This window comes from Bacillus sp. FDAARGOS_527 (assembly GCF_003812125.1).
Lineage (GTDB): Bacteria > Bacillota > Bacilli > Bacillales > Bacillaceae_G > Bacillus_A > Bacillus_A paranthracis.
The window spans coordinates 4860001-4877771 of the sequence record NZ_CP033795.1; the positions used below are offsets into that span (position 1 = coordinate 4860001).

At 40.1% G+C, this 17771-nt stretch carries 14 protein-coding genes, 2 rRNA genes and 1 riboswitch (1 of these 17 running past the window's edge); of the genes, 14 read left to right on the plus strand and 2 right to left on the minus strand.

The annotated features are described in order from the left end of the window. The 14 genes from EGX95_RS28020 to purD form a co-directional block, all read left to right on the plus strand. Positions 1-2352: ribosomal RNA gene (locus EGX95_RS28020) — 23S ribosomal RNA — on the plus strand (it extends 571 nt beyond the left edge of the window). Positions 2353-2401: 49 nt separating this feature from the next. Next, positions 2402-2517: ribosomal RNA gene (gene rrf, locus EGX95_RS28025) — 5S ribosomal RNA — on the plus strand. Between the two features lie 580 nt (positions 2518-3097). Continuing rightward, positions 3098-3199, plus strand: a riboswitch (purine riboswitch). 110 nt (positions 3200-3309) lie between these two features. Beyond that, complete coding sequence (gene purE, locus EGX95_RS28030; protein ID WP_000839371.1) at positions 3310-3795, plus strand: 5-(carboxyamino)imidazole ribonucleotide mutase; 486 nt, start codon at positions 3310-3312, stop codon at positions 3793-3795. Then, on the plus strand, positions 3792-4943 hold the full coding sequence (gene purK, locus EGX95_RS28035) for a 5-(carboxyamino)imidazole ribonucleotide synthase (RefSeq protein WP_000196805.1): 1152 nt from the start codon (positions 3792-3794) through the stop codon (positions 4941-4943). Before purE ends, purK begins: the two co-directional genes overlap by 4 nt. Next, positions 4940-6247 (plus strand): adenylosuccinate lyase, encoded by a 1308-nt coding sequence (gene purB, locus EGX95_RS28040; protein ID WP_000625677.1) that lies wholly within the window; start codon positions 4940-4942, stop codon positions 6245-6247. The genes purK and purB overlap by 4 nt, the downstream gene beginning before the upstream one ends. Before the next feature lie 88 nt (positions 6248-6335). Continuing rightward, the gene (gene purC / locus EGX95_RS28045) at positions 6336-7055 is read left to right on the plus strand and encodes a phosphoribosylaminoimidazolesuccinocarboxamide synthase (RefSeq protein ID WP_001170542.1); all 720 of its coding nucleotides are present in this window, start codon (positions 6336-6338) and stop codon (positions 7053-7055) included. Continuing rightward, entirely contained in the window at positions 7048-7302 is a 255-nt protein-coding gene (purS, locus tag EGX95_RS28050; protein WP_123805790.1) for a phosphoribosylformylglycinamidine synthase subunit PurS, read from the plus strand. Before purC ends, purS begins: the two co-directional genes overlap by 8 nt. Continuing rightward, positions 7299-7982, plus strand: coding sequence for a phosphoribosylformylglycinamidine synthase subunit PurQ (purQ, locus tag EGX95_RS28055; protein ID WP_000666779.1), 684 nt, complete (start codon positions 7299-7301; stop codon positions 7980-7982). Before purS ends, purQ begins: the two co-directional genes overlap by 4 nt. After that, positions 7966-10185 (plus strand): phosphoribosylformylglycinamidine synthase II, encoded by a 2220-nt coding sequence (gene purL / locus EGX95_RS28060; protein WP_000055586.1) that lies wholly within the window; start codon positions 7966-7968, stop codon positions 10183-10185. Before purQ ends, purL begins: the two co-directional genes overlap by 17 nt. After that, positions 10170-11585, plus strand: a complete 1416-nt coding sequence (purF, locus tag EGX95_RS28065) for an amidophosphoribosyltransferase (RefSeq protein WP_000879038.1) — start codon at positions 10170-10172, stop codon at positions 11583-11585. The genes purL and purF overlap by 16 nt, the downstream gene beginning before the upstream one ends. Before the next feature lie 102 nt (positions 11586-11687). Then, complete coding sequence (purM, locus tag EGX95_RS28070) at positions 11688-12728, plus strand: phosphoribosylformylglycinamidine cyclo-ligase (RefSeq protein WP_001262449.1); 1041 nt, start codon at positions 11688-11690, stop codon at positions 12726-12728. Continuing rightward, positions 12725-13312, plus strand: a complete 588-nt coding sequence (gene purN / locus EGX95_RS28075) for a phosphoribosylglycinamide formyltransferase (RefSeq protein ID WP_000088580.1) — start codon at positions 12725-12727, stop codon at positions 13310-13312. The genes purM and purN overlap by 4 nt, the downstream gene beginning before the upstream one ends. Positions 13313-13336: 24 nt before the next feature. Next, on the plus strand, positions 13337-14872 hold the full coding sequence (purH, locus tag EGX95_RS28080) for a bifunctional phosphoribosylaminoimidazolecarboxamide formyltransferase/IMP cyclohydrolase (protein ID WP_000813481.1): 1536 nt from the start codon (positions 13337-13339) through the stop codon (positions 14870-14872). 377 nt (positions 14873-15249) lie between these two features. Next, positions 15250-16521 carry a phosphoribosylamine--glycine ligase gene (purD, locus tag EGX95_RS28090; protein WP_001101990.1) on the plus strand — a complete coding sequence of 424 codons (1272 nt, stop codon included), beginning with the start codon at positions 15250-15252 and terminating at the stop codon, positions 16519-16521. Positions 16522-16558: 37 nt separating this feature from the next. On the opposite strand, the gene EGX95_RS28095 is transcribed toward purD, so the two are convergent. Both EGX95_RS28095 and EGX95_RS28100 read right to left on the minus strand, forming a co-directional pair. Continuing rightward, positions 16559-16723 carry a type II toxin-antitoxin system antitoxin gene (locus EGX95_RS28095; RefSeq protein WP_001085173.1) on the minus strand — a complete coding sequence of 55 codons (165 nt, stop codon included), beginning with the start codon at positions 16721-16723 and terminating at the stop codon, positions 16559-16561. Between the two features lie 16 nt (positions 16724-16739). Next, a complete protein-coding gene (locus EGX95_RS28100; protein ID WP_000660683.1) occupies positions 16740-17585 on the minus strand; it encodes an SPFH domain-containing protein in 846 nt (281 codons plus the stop codon). Positions 17586-17771: the final 186 nt, after the last annotated feature.

Here is a 17771-nt window from a genome sequence, read left to right on the forward strand (position 1 = left end):
ACAAATAGTCAGAGCCCGTTAACGGGTGATGGCGTGCCTTTTGTAGAATGAACCGGCGAGTTACGATCCCGTGCGAGGTTAAGCTGAAGAGGCGGAGCCGCAGCGAAAGCGAGTCTGAATAGGGCGTTTAGTACGTGGTCGTAGACCCGAAACCAGGTGATCTACCCATGTCCAGGGTGAAGTTCAGGTAACACTGAATGGAGGCCCGAACCCACGCACGTTGAAAAGTGCGGGGATGAGGTGTGGGTAGCGGAGAAATTCCAATCGAACCTGGAGATAGCTGGTTCTCCCCGAAATAGCTTTAGGGCTAGCCTTAAGTGTAAGAGTCTTGGAGGTAGAGCACTGATTGGACTAGGGGTCCTCATCGGATTACCGAATTCAGTCAAACTCCGAATGCCAATGACTTATCCTTAGGAGTCAGACTGCGAGTGATAAGATCCGTAGTCAAAAGGGAAACAGCCCAGACCGCCAGCTAAGGTCCCAAAGTGTGTATTAAGTGGAAAAGGATGTGGAGTTGCTTAGACAACTAGGATGTTGGCTTAGAAGCAGCCACCATTTAAAGAGTGCGTAATAGCTCACTAGTCGAGTGACTCTGCGCCGAAAATGTACCGGGGCTAAATACACCACCGAAGCTGCGGATTGATACCGAATGGTATCAGTGGTAGGGGAGCGTTCTAAGGACAGTGAAGTCAGACCGGAAGGACTGGTGGAGTGCTTAGAAGTGAGAATGCCGGTATGAGTAGCGAAAGACGGGTGAGAATCCCGTCCACCGAATGCCTAAGGTTTCCTGAGGAAGGCTCGTCCGCTCAGGGTTAGTCAGGACCTAAGCCGAGGCCGACAGGCGTAGGCGATGGACAACAGGTTGATATTCCTGTACCACCTCTTTATCGTTTGAGCAATGGAGGGACGCAGAAGGATAGAAGAAGCGTGCGATTGGTTGTGCACGTCCAAGCAGTTAGGCTGATAAGTAGGCAAATCCGCTTATTGTAAAGGCTGAGCTGTGATGGGGAAGCTCCTTATGGAGCGAAGTCTTTGATTCCCCGCTGCCAAGAAAAGCTTCTAGCGAGATAAAAGGTGCCTGTACCGCAAACCGACACAGGTAGGCGAGGAGAGAATCCTAAGGTGTGCGAGAGAACTCTGGTTAAGGAACTCGGCAAAATGACCCCGTAACTTCGGGAGAAGGGGTGCTTTCTTAACGGAAAGCCGCAGTGAATAGGCCCAAGCGACTGTTTAGCAAAAACACAGCTCTCTGCGAAGCCGTAAGGCGAAGTATAGGGGGTGACACCTGCCCGGTGCTGGAAGGTTAAGGAGAGGGGTTAGCGTAAGCGAAGCTCTGAACTGAAGCCCCAGTAAACGGCGGCCGTAACTATAACGGTCCTAAGGTAGCGAAATTCCTTGTCGGGTAAGTTCCGACCCGCACGAAAGGTGTAACGATTTGGGCACTGTCTCAACCAGAGACTCGGTGAAATTATAGTACCTGTGAAGATGCAGGTTACCCGCGACAGGACGGAAAGACCCCGTGGAGCTTTACTGTAGCCTGATATTGAATTTTGGTACAGTTTGTACAGGATAGGCGGGAGCCTTTGAAACCGGAGCGCTAGCTTCGGTGGAGGCGCTGGTGGGATACCGCCCTGACTGTATTGAAATTCTAACCTACGGGTCTTATCGACCCGGGAGACAGTGTCAGGTGGGCAGTTTGACTGGGGCGGTCGCCTCCTAAAGTGTAACGGAGGCGCCCAAAGGTTCCCTCAGAATGGTTGGAAATCATTCGTAGAGTGCAAAGGCATAAGGGAGCTTGACTGCGAGACCTACAAGTCGAGCAGGGACGAAAGTCGGGCTTAGTGATCCGGTGGTTCCGCATGGAAGGGCCATCGCTCAACGGATAAAAGCTACCCCGGGGATAACAGGCTTATCTCCCCCAAGAGTCCACATCGACGGGGAGGTTTGGCACCTCGATGTCGGCTCATCGCATCCTGGGGCTGTAGTCGGTCCCAAGGGTTGGGCTGTTCGCCCATTAAAGCGGTACGCGAGCTGGGTTCAGAACGTCGTGAGACAGTTCGGTCCCTATCCGTCGTGGGCGTAGGAAATTTGAGAGGAGCTGTCCTTAGTACGAGAGGACCGGGATGGACGCACCGCTGGTGTACCAGTTGTTCTGCCAAGGGCATAGCTGGGTAGCTATGTGCGGAAGGGATAAGTGCTGAAAGCATCTAAGCATGAAGCCCCCCTCAAGATGAGATTTCCCATAGCGTAAGCTAGTAAGATCCCTGAAAGATGATCAGGTTGATAGGTTCGAGGTGGAAGCATGGTGACATGTGGAGCTGACGAATACTAATAGATCGAGGACTTAACCATATAATATGTAGCAAATGTTATCTAGTTTTGAAGGAATATGCCTTCATAGTTTGGTGATGATGGCAGAGAGGTCACACCCGTTCCCATACCGAACACGGAAGTTAAGCTCTCTAGCGCCGATGGTAGTTGGGACCTTGTCCCTGTGAGAGTAGGACGTCGCCAAGCAAAAACCTAAGTCGTTTCGACTTAGGTTTTTTTGTGTTTATTTATATATATCAAATGACATAATCCGTAAATTCAGTAATCTTAATGAGAGAAAAGAATGAAAATGAGGCTATTGAGGGTAACTGTTATTTCTTACTACAAGTATATATTTTACATAATGAGAGTAAGAAAAGCGGGATGATATAAGAATGAAAATAAGTATTCAATCATTACAGTAATGAATGCGATACAAAGGAATAGAAACGATATGCTTTATTCCGCATTAACGGGCAGTAAGACCCCCACCTCAAATTTCAGCGGAAGCAAAGAAGCTAGGTGGGGGATCAACTGCCCGTAAAAGCCCGATTGGTGAAGGTTGATTAAAGTTTCACTTTATATAAAAGCATACGGAATTAATATACAAACCGTTATGTATATGATAGATCTCCAGAAATATATATTCTAATTGCTTATCCTTCTTGCATATAGTTACAATTATTCTTTTGAATATAACTAAAACACGAACGTTATTGGTGAGTAATAAAAAAACATTCGATTATTTGTTGACATTGTTTATGAAATATTGTTAATATAGCCATAGAAAGAATAATATATAAGACCTCATATAATCGCGGGGATATGGCCTGCAAGTCTCTACCTAACGACCGTTATTCGTTAGACTATGAGGGAAAGTCACTCGGTATTTTTCTATTCACAAGGGATACGTATGCCTGAGTAGAGCGCTTTCTCTCATAGTAAAAGAGAAACTGTTCTATTTCAGGCTTTTTTTATTTGAATCGGGGGGATTCTAATATGAAATCACTAGTTGGAGTCATAATGGGAAGCACGTCAGACTGGGAAACAATGAAATATGCTTGTGACATTTTAGATGAATTAAATATACCGTATGAGAAAAAAGTTGTATCCGCTCATCGGACTCCGGATTATATGTTTGAATATGCAGAGACGGCTCGTGAACGTGGATTGAAAGTTATTATTGCTGGAGCTGGTGGAGCAGCACATTTACCAGGAATGGTTGCAGCGAAGACGAATCTTCCTGTAATCGGAGTTCCAGTTCAATCAAAAGCGTTAAACGGCTTAGATTCATTATTATCCATCGTCCAAATGCCAGGAGGGGTTCCAGTTGCAACTGTTGCAATTGGTAAGGCTGGTTCAACAAATGCTGGTTTACTTGCTGCACAAATACTTGGATCATTCCATGATGACATATATGATGCATTAGAATTGAGAAGAGAAGCAATTGAAAAAGATGTGCGCGAAGGTAGTGAGCTAGTATGACGAGAATCATTTTACCTGGAAAAACAATCGGTATTATTGGAGGCGGCCAGCTAGGAAGAATGATGGCATTGGCGGCTAAGGAGATGGGATATAAAATTGCTGTTTTAGATCCTACAAAAAACTCACCATGTGCACAAGTTGCTGATATTGAAATTGTTGCATCATATGACGATTTAAAAGCAATTCAGCATTTAGCAGAGATCAGTGATGTTGTCACATATGAATTTGAGAATATTGATTATAGATGTTTACAATGGCTTGAAAAACATGCTTACTTACCGCAAGGCAGTCAGTTGTTAAGTAAAACGCAAAATCGTTTTACAGAAAAGAATGCGATTGAGAAAGCAGGGTTACCAGTAGCAACGTATAGAGTAGTTCAAAATCAAGGTCAGCTTACTGAAGCAATCGCTGAGTTATCATATCCTTCCGTCTTAAAAACGACGACAGGCGGATATGATGGGAAAGGGCAAGTTGTTTTAAGAAGTGAGGCTGACGTTGATACAGCGCGAGAGCTTGCGAATGCGGCAGAGTGTATTTTAGAGAAATGGGTGCCTTTTGAAAAAGAAGTATCAGTTATTGTCATTCGTAGTGTAAGTGGTGAAACGAAAGTATTTCCGGTAGCGGAAAATATTCATGTAAATAACATTTTGCATGAATCCATCGTTCCAGCTCGCATTACAGAAGAACTTTCTCAAAAAGCTATTGCTTATGCAAAAGTGCTTGCGGATGAACTAGAACTTGTGGGAACACTAGCGGTAGAGATGTTTGCTACAGCTGATGGTGAGATTTACATTAATGAATTAGCACCAAGACCTCACAATTCAGGACACTATACACAGGATGCATGTGAAACGAGTCAATTCGGCCAACATATTCGAGCAATCTGTAATTTACCTCTTGGAGAAACAAATTTGTTAAAACCAGTTGTCATGGTAAACATTTTAGGCGAACATATAGAAGGGGTCCTAAGACAAGTGAATAGATTAACCGGGTGCTATTTACACTTGTATGGAAAAGAAGAAGCAAAAGCGCAGCGAAAAATGGGGCATGTTAATATTTTAAATGATAATATTGAAGTCGCTCTAGAAAAAGCGAAGAGTTTGCATATTTGGGACCATCAAGAACAACTGTTGGAGGGAAAAAGATGATTAGTCGTTATACACGCCCAGAAATGGGTGCAATTTGGACGGAAGAGAACAAATTTAAAGCGTGGTTAGAAGTTGAGATTTTAGCTTGTGAAGCATGGGCTGAGCTTGGCGATATTCCGAAAGAAGATGTTAAAAAAATTCGTGAGCATGCATCATTTGATATTGATCGTATTTATGAGATTGAAAAAGAGACACGTCATGACGTAGTTGCATTCACTCGTGCTGTATCAGAAACACCAGCATTAGGCGAGGAACGTAAATGGATTCATTACGGTTTAACATCTACAGACGTAGTAGATACAGCGTTATCTTACATTTTAAAACAAGCGAATGAAATCATATTAAAAGACTTAGAAAACTTTGTAAGTATTTTAGCTAACAAAGCGAAAGAGCATAAATACACGATCATGATGGGAAGAACACACGGTGTTCATGCAGAACCAACAACATTCGGTTTAAAACTTGGTCTTTGGTATGAAGAAATGAAACGTAACGTAGAGCGTTTCAAACAAGCTGCTAATACAGTTCGTGTTGGTAAATTATCTGGTGCGGTTGGTACATATGCAAATATCGATCCATTCGTAGAAAAGTATGTTTGTGAAAACTTAGGATTAGAAGCAGCACCAATTTCAACACAAACATTGCAACGTGATCGCCATGCACATTACATGTCAACACTTGCATTAATCGCAACGTCTATCGAAAAGATGGCAGTTGAGATTCGTGGTTTACAAAAGAGTGAAACACGTGAAGTTGAAGAAGCTTTCGCAAAAGGTCAAAAAGGTTCTTCTGCAATGCCGCATAAGCGTAATCCAATTGGATCTGAAAATATGACTGGTTTAGCTCGTGTTATCCGCGGTTATATGATGACAGCTTATGAGAATGTTCCATTATGGCATGAGCGTGATATTTCTCACTCTTCAGCAGAACGCGTAATTTTACCAGATGCTACAATCGCGTTAAATTACATGCTAAACCGCTTTGGTAATATTGTTAAAAACTTAACTGTATACCCAGAGAATATGAAACGTAATATGACAAGAACATACGGCTTAATTTATTCTCAGCGCGTAATGCTTACGTTAATTGACAAAGGTATGGTGCGTGAAGAAGCTTACGATATCGTACAACCTAAAGCAATGGAAGCTTGGGAAACACAAGTACAATTTAAAGAGCTTGTAGAAGCTGATGAGCGTATTACGAGCAAGTTAACACAAGAAGAAATTAATGAATGCTTCAACTATGAGCATCATATGCAACACGTTGATACAATCTTTGAACGCCTTGGATTAAACGAAGCGTAAAATTTCATATGGCACAGAATAGAGTCATTCTGTGCCATTCTTTATAAAAACATTATTCACATTTTTCAAACTACAGGGGGCTTGCGAAATGCAAAAGCTAGAATTGCTGTATGAAGGTAAGGCAAAAAGAATTTATCGTACAGAATCAGCAGATATGGTTTGGGTAGAGTACAAAGATAGTGCGACTGCTTTCAATGGGGAGAAAAAAGAGACGATTACAGGAAAAGGTCGTTTGAACAATGAGATTACAACTTTATTGTTCAGAAAGTTACAAGAAGTAGGAATTAAAACACACTTTGTTGAGAAGCTATCTGAAACAGAACAACTTGTTAAAAAAGTGAGTATTATTCCTTTAGAAGTTGTCACAAGAAATGTAATTGCAGGAAGTCTTTCAAAACGATTAGGAATGGAAGAGGGAACTGTACTTGCAGAACCAATCGTAGAATTTTACTTCAAAGATGATGATTTAGGAGATCCGCTTGTAACGGAAGATCATATTCGTGTATTAAACGTTGCATCGCCAGAGCAAGTAAGCGTATTACGAGATATGGCTCTACAAATCAATCAAGTGTTGATTGATCATTTCGCAAGCTGTCGTGTAAGATTAGTAGATTTCAAATTAGAGTTTGGTGTAACGGATGAAGGAGAAATCATTTTAGCAGATGAAATTTCACCAGATACTTGCCGTTTATGGGATGAAACGAGCAATGAGAAGTTTGATAAAGACGTATTCCGTCGTGATCTTGGAAATTTAACAGATGCTTATGAAGAGATTTTAAAACGTTTAGGGGGAATTTCACATGTATAAAGTTAAGGTATATGTAACATTAAGAGCAAGCGTATTAGATCCACAAGGAACAGCAGTAAAAGGAGCACTTCATAGCCTTTCATTCACAGAAGTACAAGATGTTCGAATTGGAAAGTACATGGAACTAACAATTGATAAATCGGTAACTGACTTAGATAGCAAGGTAAAGGAAATGTGTGAAAAACTATTAGCAAACGTTGTAATGGAAGACTTCCGTTATGAAGTTGAGGAGGTTGTCGCACAGTGAAATTTGCCGTAATAGTATTTCCAGGTTCGAACTGTGATGTCGATATGTTCCATGCAATTAAAGATGAGCTTGGCGAAGAAGTAGATTATGTTTGGCACGATACAGAGAATTTAGATGAATATGATGCAATTCTACTACCAGGTGGTTTCTCTTATGGTGACTACTTACGCTGCGGTGCTATTTCTCGCTTTGCGAATGCAATGAAAGCAGTACAGAAAGCTGCTGAGCAAGGAAAGCCAATTTTAGGTGTATGTAATGGATTCCAGATTCTTGTTGAATCAGGATTATTACCAGGAGCATTAATGAGAAATGAAAACTTAAAATTTATGTGTCGAACAGTTCAGTTACGTGTTGAAAATAATGAAACAATGTTTACATCACAATATGAAAAAGATGAAGTAATCAATATTCCAATTGCACATGGTGAGGGGAATTACTATTGTGATGAAGAGACTCTTAAACAATTAGAAGAGAATAATCAAATCGCATTCCGTTACGTAGAAAACCCGAACGGAAGCGTTTCAGATATTGCTGGTATTGTAAACGAAAAAGGAAATGTACTGGGTATGATGCCACACCCAGAGCGTGCTGTAGATGAATTACTTGGCGGTGCTGAAGGGTTAAAAGTCTTTCAATCTATCTTAAAACAGTGGAGGGAAACATATGTCGTTAATGCTTGAACCAAATCCAACACAAATTAAAGAAGAGCGCATATATGCGGAAATGGGGCTAACAGACGAAGAGTTCGCCATGGTTGAAAAGATTTTAGGCCGTCTGCCAAATTATACAGAAACAGGATTATTCTCTGTTATGTGGTCTGAACATTGTAGTTATAAAAATTCAAAACCAGTACTTCGAAAATTCCCAACAACAGGTGAGCGAGTCTTGCAAGGGCCTGGGGAAGGTGCTGGAATTGTAGACATCGGTGATAATCAAGCGGTTGTATTTAAAATGGAAAGTCATAACCACCCTTCTGCTATTGAGCCATATCAAGGAGCAGCAACAGGTGTTGGCGGTATTATTCGTGACGTATTCTCTATGGGAGCACGTCCAGTAGCTCTATTAAACTCACTTCGATTTGGAGAATTACAATCACCACGTGTGAAATACTTATTCGAAGAAGTAGTAGCAGGAATTGCGGGATACGGTAACTGTATCGGTATTCCGACTGTTGGCGGCGAAGTACAGTTTGATCCATGTTATGAAGGAAATCCACTTGTAAATGCAATGTGCGTAGGCTTAATTAACCACGAAGACATTAAAAAAGGGCAAGCGCACGGTGCTGGAAACACAGTAATGTACGTAGGAGCATCAACTGGTCGTGATGGTATCCACGGTGCTACATTCGCATCTGAAGAGTTATCTGAAAGCTCAGAAGCGAAGCGTCCAGCAGTTCAAGTAGGAGATCCATTTATGGAGAAACTTCTTATTGAAGCTTGTTTAGAACTTATTCAATCGGATGCACTTGTTGGAATTCAAGATATGGGTGCAGCTGGTTTAACATCATCTTCTGCAGAAATGGCAAGTAAAGCAGGAATGGGTATTGAAATGTACTTAGATGATGTACCACAACGAGAAACAGGAATGACACCATATGAAATGATGCTATCTGAATCACAAGAGCGTATGTTAATTGTTGTGAAAAAAGGTAGAGAGCAAGAGATAGTAGATTTATTTGAGAAGTATGGTCTTGCAGCCGTTACGATGGGGAAAGTAACGGAAGACAAAATGCTTCGTTTATTCCATAAAGGTGAAATGGTAGCTGAAGTACCAGCGGATGCTCTTGCAGAAGAAGCGCCAATTTATCATAAACCATCACAAGAAGCAGCATACTTTGCTGAATTCCAGCAGATGAAAATGGAAACACCAAAAGTAGAAAATTATAAAGAAACGTTATTCGCTCTATTACAACAACCGACGATTGCAAGTAAAGAGTGGGTTTATGATCAATATGATTATCAAGTGCGCACAAGCACAGTTGTTACACCGGGTTCAGATGCAGCAGTTGTACGTGTACGCGGTACAGAAAAAGGATTAGCAATGACGACAGATTGTAACTCTCGCTACATTTATTTAGATCCAGAAATGGGCGGTAAAATTGCAGTAGCAGAGGCAGCACGTAATATCGTATGTTCTGGAGGAGAGCCACTTGCAATTACAGATTGCTTAAACTTCGGTAATCCAGAGAAACCAGAAATCTTCTGGCAAATTGAGAAATCAGTAGATGGTATGAGTGAAGCTTGTCGCACATTACAAACACCAGTTATAGGCGGAAACGTATCAATGTATAACGAACGTAGTGGTGAAGCGGTATATCCAACACCGACAGTTGGGATGGTCGGACTAGTACATGACTTAAAACATGTAACAACACAAGAATTTAAGCAAGCTGGCGATTTAGTTTATATTATCGGAGAGACGAAAGCTGAGTTTGGTGGAAGTGAATTACAGAAAATGCTTCACGGCAAAATTTTCGGCCAATCACCAAGTATCGATCTAGACGTAGAATTAAAACGTCAAAAACAAGTATTAGCAGCAATTCAAGCTGGCCTTGTTCAATCTGCACATGACGTTGCTGAAGGTGGTTTAGCAGTTGCAATTTCAGAAAGTGCAATTGGTGCTAACGGCTTAGGTGCTACTGTGAAATTAGACGGGGAAGCAACAGCGGCATTATTTGCGGAATCGCAATCTCGCTTTGTGATAACTGTAAAACGTGAAAATAAAGAAGCGTTTGAGAAAGCGGTAGAAGCAATTCAAGTTGGAGAAGTAACAAATACAAATGAAGTGACAATTCATAATGAAGAAAATGAAGTATTACTTACAGCAAATGTAGATGAAATGAGAAAGGCTTGGAAAGGGGCAATCCCATGCTTGCTGAAATAAAGGGGTTAAACGAAGAATGTGGCGTTTTCGGAATTTGGGGGCATGAAAATGCGGCACAAGTTTCATACTACGGATTGCACAGTTTACAGCATCGTGGGCAAGAAGGCGCAGGCATTGTCGTAAATAATGGAGAAAAAATCGTCGGTCACAAGGGGTTAGGTTTAATATCGGAAGTGTTTTCAAGAGGAGAGCTAGAAGGATTGAACGGGAAATCAGCAATCGGACACGTACGATACGCGACGGCTGGTGGAAGTGAAGTGGCTAACGTTCAACCATTACTATTCCGTTTTTCTGATCATAGTATGGCATTAGCTCATAACGGGAATTTAATTAATGCAAAAATGCTTCGCCGCGAATTAGAGGCAGAGGGAAGTATTTTTCAAACAAGTTCAGATACAGAAGTACTTTTACACCTTATTAAACGTAGTACGAAAGGTTCGTTAATTGAAAGTGTAAAAGAAGCTCTAAATAAAGTGAAAGGTGCGTTTGCATATCTTTTACTAACTGGAAATGAAATGATTGTTGCGCTAGATCCAAATGGATTCCGTCCCCTTTCAATTGGAAAGATGGGAGATGCTTACGTTGTAGCATCAGAAACATGTGCTTTTGATGTAGTAGGTGCAACATACATTCGTGATGTAGAACCGGGTGAATTACTTATCATTAATGATGAGGGAATTCACGTAGATCGTTTTACAAATGATGTAGAACATGCAATTTGCAGTATGGAATACATTTACTTCGCACGCCCAGATTCAAATATCGCTGGTGTTAATGTCCATGCAGCACGTAAAAACATGGGGAAACGTTTGGCGGCAGAAGCTCCTATTGAAGCTGATGTTGTTACTGGTGTACCAGACTCTAGCATTTCAGCAGCAATTGGTTATGCGGAGGCGACAGGTATTCCATATGAGTTAGGATTAATTAAAAATCGTTACGTTGGACGTACGTTTATTCAACCTTCTCAGGAACTGCGAGAGCAAGGGGTTAAGATGAAGCTTTCAGCAGTAAGAGGTGTAGTTGAAGGAAAACGAGTTGTTATGATTGATGATTCTATCGTACGAGGAACAACGAGTAAACGAATTGTTCGTATGCTTCGCGAGGCTGGAGCGACAGAAGTTCACGTAAGAATAGCTTCACCACCTTTGAAATATCCATGTTTCTATGGCATTGATATTCAAACGAGAAAAGAATTAATTGCAGCAAATCATACGGTAGAAGAAATTCGTGAAATGATCGGTGCAGACTCATTAACATTTTTAAGTGAAGATGGATTAGTAGATGCAATTGGACGTCCATATGAAGGGAAATACGGTGGCCTATGTATGGCGTACTTCAATGGAGATTATCCAACAGCTCTTTATGATTATGAGCAAGAGCTTTTAGAAAGTATGAAATAAGAAGAAAAAAGCTTCTACTTCTTTTTGATGTAGAAGCTAGCTTCTTTCTTAAAACGGCCCGCACAGGATAGGGAGAAATTAAAAGACGAGGTGTAGATAACGATGGCGAATGCATATAAGCAAGCAGGAGTAGATATTGAAGCTGGATATGAAGCGGTATCTCGCATGAAAAAACACGTACAAACAACAATGAGAAAAGAAGTACTAGGCGGTTTAGGCGGTTTTGGAGGTATGTTTGACCTATCAAAATTTGCATTAGAAGAACCTGTATTAGTATCTGGAACAGATGGCGTGGGAACGAAATTGATGCTCGCTTTTATGGCAGATAAACATGACACAATTGGTATTGATGCGGTAGCAATGTGTGTAAATGATATTGTTGTCCAAGGAGCAGAGCCGCTTTTCTTCCTTGATTATATTGCTTGTGGTAAAGCTGAACCTAGTAAAATTGAAAACATCGTCAAAGGTATATCAGAGGGCTGTCGCCAAGCAGGTTGTGCTTTAATTGGTGGAGAAACAGCTGAAATGCCAGGAATGTATTCTACAGAAGAATACGATTTAGCTGGTTTTACAGTTGGGATCGTTGATAAAAAGAAAATTGTAACGGGTGAAAATATTGAAGCTGGTCACGTATTAATTGGCTTAGCATCTAGCGGTATTCATAGTAACGGTTATTCTTTAGTACGAAAAGTATTACTAGAAGATGGAGAACTATCTTTAGATCGCATTTACGGACGCTTAGAGCTACCTCTTGGTGAAGAATTATTAAAACCAACGAAAATTTATGTCAAACCTATTTTAGAACTATTGAAGAAATATGAAGTATACGGTATGGCACATATTACAGGTGGCGGATTCATTGAAAATATTCCACGTATGTTACCAGAAGAAATCGGTGCAGAAATTGAATTAGGATCTTGGGAAATTCAGCCGATTTTTAGTTTACTTCAAGAAGTTGGCAAGCTGGAAGAGAAAGAAATGTTCAATATTTTTAACATGGGTATTGGTATGGTAGTAGCGGTGAAGGAAGAAGATGCAAAAGATGTTGTTCGTCTTCTTGAAGAGCAAGGAGAAACTGCTCGTATTATTGGACGCACTGTACAAGGAGCTGGCGTTACTTTTAATGGAGGCACAGCGCTATGAGTAGATTAGCAGTTTTTGCTTCTGGAAGCGGATCTAACTTTCAATCTCTCGTTAATGCAGTAGAAGAAAAAAGATTGGATGCAGAAATTAGTTTATTAGTATGTGATAAACCAGAAGCACGCGCTGTTGGGCGAGCACATTATCATCATATCCCGTGTTTCGCTTTTTCAGCGAAAGCATATGAGTCAAAAGAAGCGTTTGAAAAAGAGATATTAAAGAAGCTAGAAGAGTATGAAATTGATTATGTTATTTTAGCTGGATATATGCGTTTAATTGGACCAACTTTACTAGAAGCTTACGGCGGAAGGATTATTAATATTCATCCATCACTATTACCGAGTTTTCCAGGGAAAGATGCTGTTGGTCAAGCGTTAGAAGCAGGTGTGAAAGTAACTGGAGTAACGATTCATTATGTAGACGCAGGTATGGATACAGGGCCAATTATTGCACAAGAAGCAGTAGTTGTTTCTGAAGGGGATACGAGAGAAAGCTTACAAAAGAAAATTCAACAAGTTGAACATAAATTATACGTAAATACAGTGAATCAAATTGTTCAATCTACGAAAGAACCAACTGTTAACTAACATACAACCAGGGGTGAAGGGTAAATGAAACAGCGTGCATTAGTAAGTGTTTCAGATAAAACAGGAGTAGTAGAATTTGTTAAAGGTTTACTAGAACAAGGAATCGAAGTTATATCAACAGGCGGTACAAAAAAATTACTAGAAGAAAACGGCTTACAAGTAATCGGTATTTCTGAAGTAACTGGTTTCCCAGAAATTATGGATGGTCGTGTGAAAACATTACATCCAAATATTCATGGTGGTCTATTAGCAGTTCGCGATAATGAAACGCATGTAGCACAAATGAATGAGTTAGGTATAGAGCCAATTGATTTTGTTGTCGTTAACTTATACCCATTCAAAGAAACAATCGCTAAGCCTGATGTAACATTTGCTGATGCAATTGAAAATATTGATATTGGTGGCCCAACAATGATTCGCTCTGCTGCGAAAAATCACAAATTTGTATCGGTAATTGTAGATCCAGTAGATTACGATGTTGTATTAGCAGAACTGGAAGAGAACGGTGAAGTAAAAGAAGAAACGAAACGTAAATTAGCAGCGAAAGTATTCCGCCATACAGCAGCATATGATGCGTTAATCTCTAACTACTTAACAGAGCAAATGGGTGAAGAAAGCCCAGAAACATTAACTGTGACATTTGAGAAAAAGCAAGACTTACGTTATGGCGAGAACCCACATCAAAAGGCAACTTTCTATAAAGCGCCATTTGCAGCAACTTCTTCTGTTGCATACGCAGAACAATTACATGGTAAAGAATTATCATATAACAATATTAATGATGCAGATGCAGCACTTAGCATTGTAAAAGAATTTACAGAACCAGCAGTAGTAGCAGTAAAACATATGAATCCATGTGGTGTTGGAGTAGGAACTGATATTCATGAAGCATACACACGTGCTTATGAAGCGGATCCAGTATCAATCTTTGGAGGGATTATTGCAGCGAATCGTGAGATTGACAAATCTACAGCTGAAAAGTTACATGAAATTTTCTTAGAAATTATTATTGCACCTTCTTTCTCAAAAGAAGCTTTGGAAGTGTTGCAAAGTAAGAAAAACTTACGTTTACTAACTGTAAATATTGAAAAATCGACAAGTGCGAGCAAAAAACTAACTTCTGTACAAGGCGGACTTCTTGTTCAAGAGGAAGATACGTTATCATTAGATGAAAGTACAATTTCAATTCCAACAAAACGTGAACCTTCAGAGCAAGAATGGAAAGATTTAAAACTAGCTTGGAAAGTTGTAAAACATGTGAAGTCAAATGCAATTGTTTTAGCGAAAGATGATATGACAATTGGTGTCGGTGCGGGACAGATGAACCGTGTAGGTTCTGCAAAAATTGCAATTACACAAGCTGGTGAAAAAGCACAAGGTAGCGCGCTTGCATCTGATGCTTTCTTCCCAATGCCAGATACATTAGAAGAAGCAGCAAAAGCAGGAATTACAGCAATCATTCAACCAGGCGGATCGATCCGTGATGAAGATTCTATTAAAGTGGCGGATACGTATGGGATTGCGATGGTGTTCACTGGCGTACGTCATTTCAAACACTAATAGAGGATGTTTAAAAAGTCCGGTTAAGATAACCTTCGCATGTCGTCGTTGCATTGCCAGTGCGGTACTCATGTAGGAAAACTACACTCCGTGTCCTCCTGGCAAATGCGCCTCGACCTGCTCGGTTCTCTTAATCCTCCTTTTTAAACTTTGATTGATATGGATGTTTAAAAGTCCGGTTAAGATAACCTTCGCATGTCGTCGTTGCATTGCCAGTGCGGTACTCATGTAGGGAAACTACACTCCGTGTCCTCCTGGCAAATGCGCCTCGACCTGCTCGGTTCTCTTGATCCTCCTTTTTAAACTTACAGTGATATGAAAACAAACTAGGAGCATAGCTTCTAGTTTGTACTTATTTAAGTATTGGGGGATGAAATATGAATGTTTTAGTAATTGGACGCGGTGGGCGTGAGCATGCTTTAGCTTGGAAGTTTGCACAATCTACAAAAGTGAAAAAGGTGTATGTAGCACCGGGCAATGAAGGTATGCGCGATGTTGCAACACCAGTTGATATTGATGAAAATGATTTTGATGCATTAGTTTTATTTGCTAAAGAGAATAAGGTTGAATTAACTTTCGTTGGACCAGAAATTCCGCTTATGAATGGAATTGTTGATCGTTTTACAGAAGAGGGACTTCGCGTATTTGGTCCGAATAAAGCGGCTGCTGTTATTGAAGGTAGTAAAGCTTTTACGAAAGAATTGATGAAAAAATATAATATTCCAACTGCGGCATATGAAACTTTTACAGATTATGAAGAAGCGGTACAGTACATTCAAAAAGTTGGTGCACCAATTGTTATTAAGGCAGATGGATTAGCTGCTGGTAAAGGTGTAACAGTAGCGATGACGCTTGAAGAAGCATTACAGGCTGTGAAAGAAATGCTACAAGATGTAAAGTTCGGTGAAGCAAGTAAGAAGGTTGTTATTGAAGAGTTTTTAGATGGACAAGAATTTTCATTAATGGCATTTGTGAATGGAACAAATGTGCATCCGATGGTAATCGCGCAAGATCATAAACGAGCTTTTGATGGAGATAAAGGTCCAAATACAGGTGGAATGGGTGCATATTCTCCAGTACCACAAATTCCGGAATCAGCAGTTCAAGAGGCGATAAAAAACGTATTGCATCCAACTGCTAAAGCGATGATCCAAGAAAATCGATCGTTTACAGGGATTTTATATGCGGGACTTATTTTAACAAACGATGGTCCAAAGGTAATAGAGTTTAACGCTCGCTTTGGTGATCCTGAAACGGAAGTTGTATTACCACGCCTAGAAAATGATTTAGTTGATGTATGTAACGCTGTATTAGATGAGAGTGAACTAACGTTACAATGGTCAGAAGAAGCAGTTATTGGCGTTGTACTTGCTTCGAAAGGATATCCAGAATTATATAAAAAAGGTGACATTATTAACGGGCTAGATGCATTGCAAGATGTAATTGTGTTTCATTCAGGTACAGCGATGAAACATGGTGATTTTGTAACAAACGGTGGTCGTGTACTATTTGTTGCTTGTAAGGCGAATAGTTTACAAGAAGCGAAAGATAAGGTGTATAAAGAAATCGGTAAAATTGAGAGTGATGGTCTATTTTACCGAAGTGATATAGGATATCGTGCAATTGGGCATGAGATGATGAGAAGCTAATATGTAAAAAATCTCGCTGAGAAATCAGCGAGATTTTTTATACATCTTTATCTTTTTTCAATTTCCCTTTTTGCTTTGCCATTTCTCGAAGTAAATACTCGATGTGTGCATTGACGCTACGAAACTCATCATTCGCCCATTTTTCGATGACTGCGTGTAATTCAGGATCAATACGTAATGGAAAGCTTTTCTTTTTAGCCATAGTGATTTACAACCTTTTAGTATAGGCTTCCTGTATTAATAACTGGTTGCGCACCTTTATCTGAAACGATGGCAACTAATAGGTTGTTCACCATATTCGCTTTACGCTCGTCATCTAATTCAAGTACGCCTTCTTCATCTAACATATGGATTGAATCTTTTGCCATCTTCACAGCACCTTCAACAATCTCTTTTCTAGCAGCTAATACTGCTTTTGCTTGTTGGCGTTGTAGCATTGCATGGGCAATTTCTGTTGCATAAGCTAAATGTGTTAAACGAGTTTCTAACACTTCTACGCCAGCAATTTCAAGGCGTGCTTCTAATTCACGTTTTAATTCTTCAGAGATTTCTTCAGTATTTCCACGTAACGTAATGCAAGTTTCATCTTGGAAATTATCATAAGGATATTTCGTTGCAACGTGGCGGATTGCCGTTTCGCTTTGAATTTCTACAAATCGATCATAATGTTCAACGCCGAACATCGCTTTTGCAGAATCAACAACTTTATAGACGATAACAGCTGCAATTTCAATTGGATTTCCGTCAACATCATTTACTTTTAATTTCTTACTATTAAAGTTCTCAACACGTAATGATACAGTTTGACGGAACGCGAACGGAATCGTTAAAAATAAACCGTTTTGACGAATTGTTCCTAAATAATTACCGAAAAACGTAATGACTTTTGCTTGATTTGGTTGAACAATACCAATACCTGTAGCAAGAACTGCAGCTAAAATAATAGTTAATGCTGCTCCTATGAAAATTTCTTGCACGAGGAAAAATACACCGATAGCGGCTAAAATCAAAATTCCAATAATCCCAAGAAAACCATTAACATAAAACACTTGTTTTTCTTTCATATGATCGCCTCCTGATATAAAAATGATATCACTTTTATATCATTTTAAGCAAGAGGTGTACACCTAATTTTCTGAATTTTATTGATTATGTATATTTTAATGTTCGAAATAAGAATGTATGTTCTGTTTTGTGGTAAAATAAAGAAGACTTAACCGCCCACTGCAGCAGCTAAGTCCCTTTGAGAG

Bases quoted from the DNA above. Each gene is read 5' to 3' on its own strand.
- purE (WP_000839371.1), top strand. From the start codon at position 3,310: ATGAAATCACTAGTTGGAGTCATAATGGGAAGCACGTCAGACTGGGAA.
- purK (WP_000196805.1), top strand. From the start codon at position 3,792: ATGACGAGAATCATTTTACCTGGAAAAACAATCGGTATTATTGGAGGC.
- purB (WP_000625677.1), top strand. From the start codon at position 4,940: ATGATTAGTCGTTATACACGCCCAGAAATGGGTGCAATTTGGACGGAA.
- purC (WP_001170542.1), top strand. From the start codon at position 6,336: ATGCAAAAGCTAGAATTGCTGTATGAAGGTAAGGCAAAAAGAATTTAT.
- purS (WP_123805790.1), top strand. From the start codon at position 7,048: ATGTATAAAGTTAAGGTATATGTAACATTAAGAGCAAGCGTATTAGAT.
- purL (WP_000055586.1), top strand. From the start codon at position 7,966: ATGTCGTTAATGCTTGAACCAAATCCAACACAAATTAAAGAAGAGCGC.
- purF (WP_000879038.1), top strand. From the start codon at position 10,170: ATGCTTGCTGAAATAAAGGGGTTAAACGAAGAATGTGGCGTTTTCGGA.
- purM (WP_001262449.1), top strand. From the start codon at position 11,688: ATGGCGAATGCATATAAGCAAGCAGGAGTAGATATTGAAGCTGGATAT.
- purN (WP_000088580.1), top strand. From the start codon at position 12,725: ATGAGTAGATTAGCAGTTTTTGCTTCTGGAAGCGGATCTAACTTTCAA.
- purH (WP_000813481.1), top strand. From the start codon at position 13,337: ATGAAACAGCGTGCATTAGTAAGTGTTTCAGATAAAACAGGAGTAGTA.
- purD (WP_001101990.1), top strand. From the start codon at position 15,250: ATGAATGTTTTAGTAATTGGACGCGGTGGGCGTGAGCATGCTTTAGCT.
- EGX95_RS28095 (WP_001085173.1), bottom strand. From the start codon at position 16,723: ATGGCTAAAAAGAAAAGCTTTCCATTACGTATTGATCCTGAATTACAC.
- EGX95_RS28100 (WP_000660683.1), bottom strand. From the start codon at position 17,585: ATGAAAGAAAAACAAGTGTTTTATGTTAATGGTTTTCTTGGGATTATT.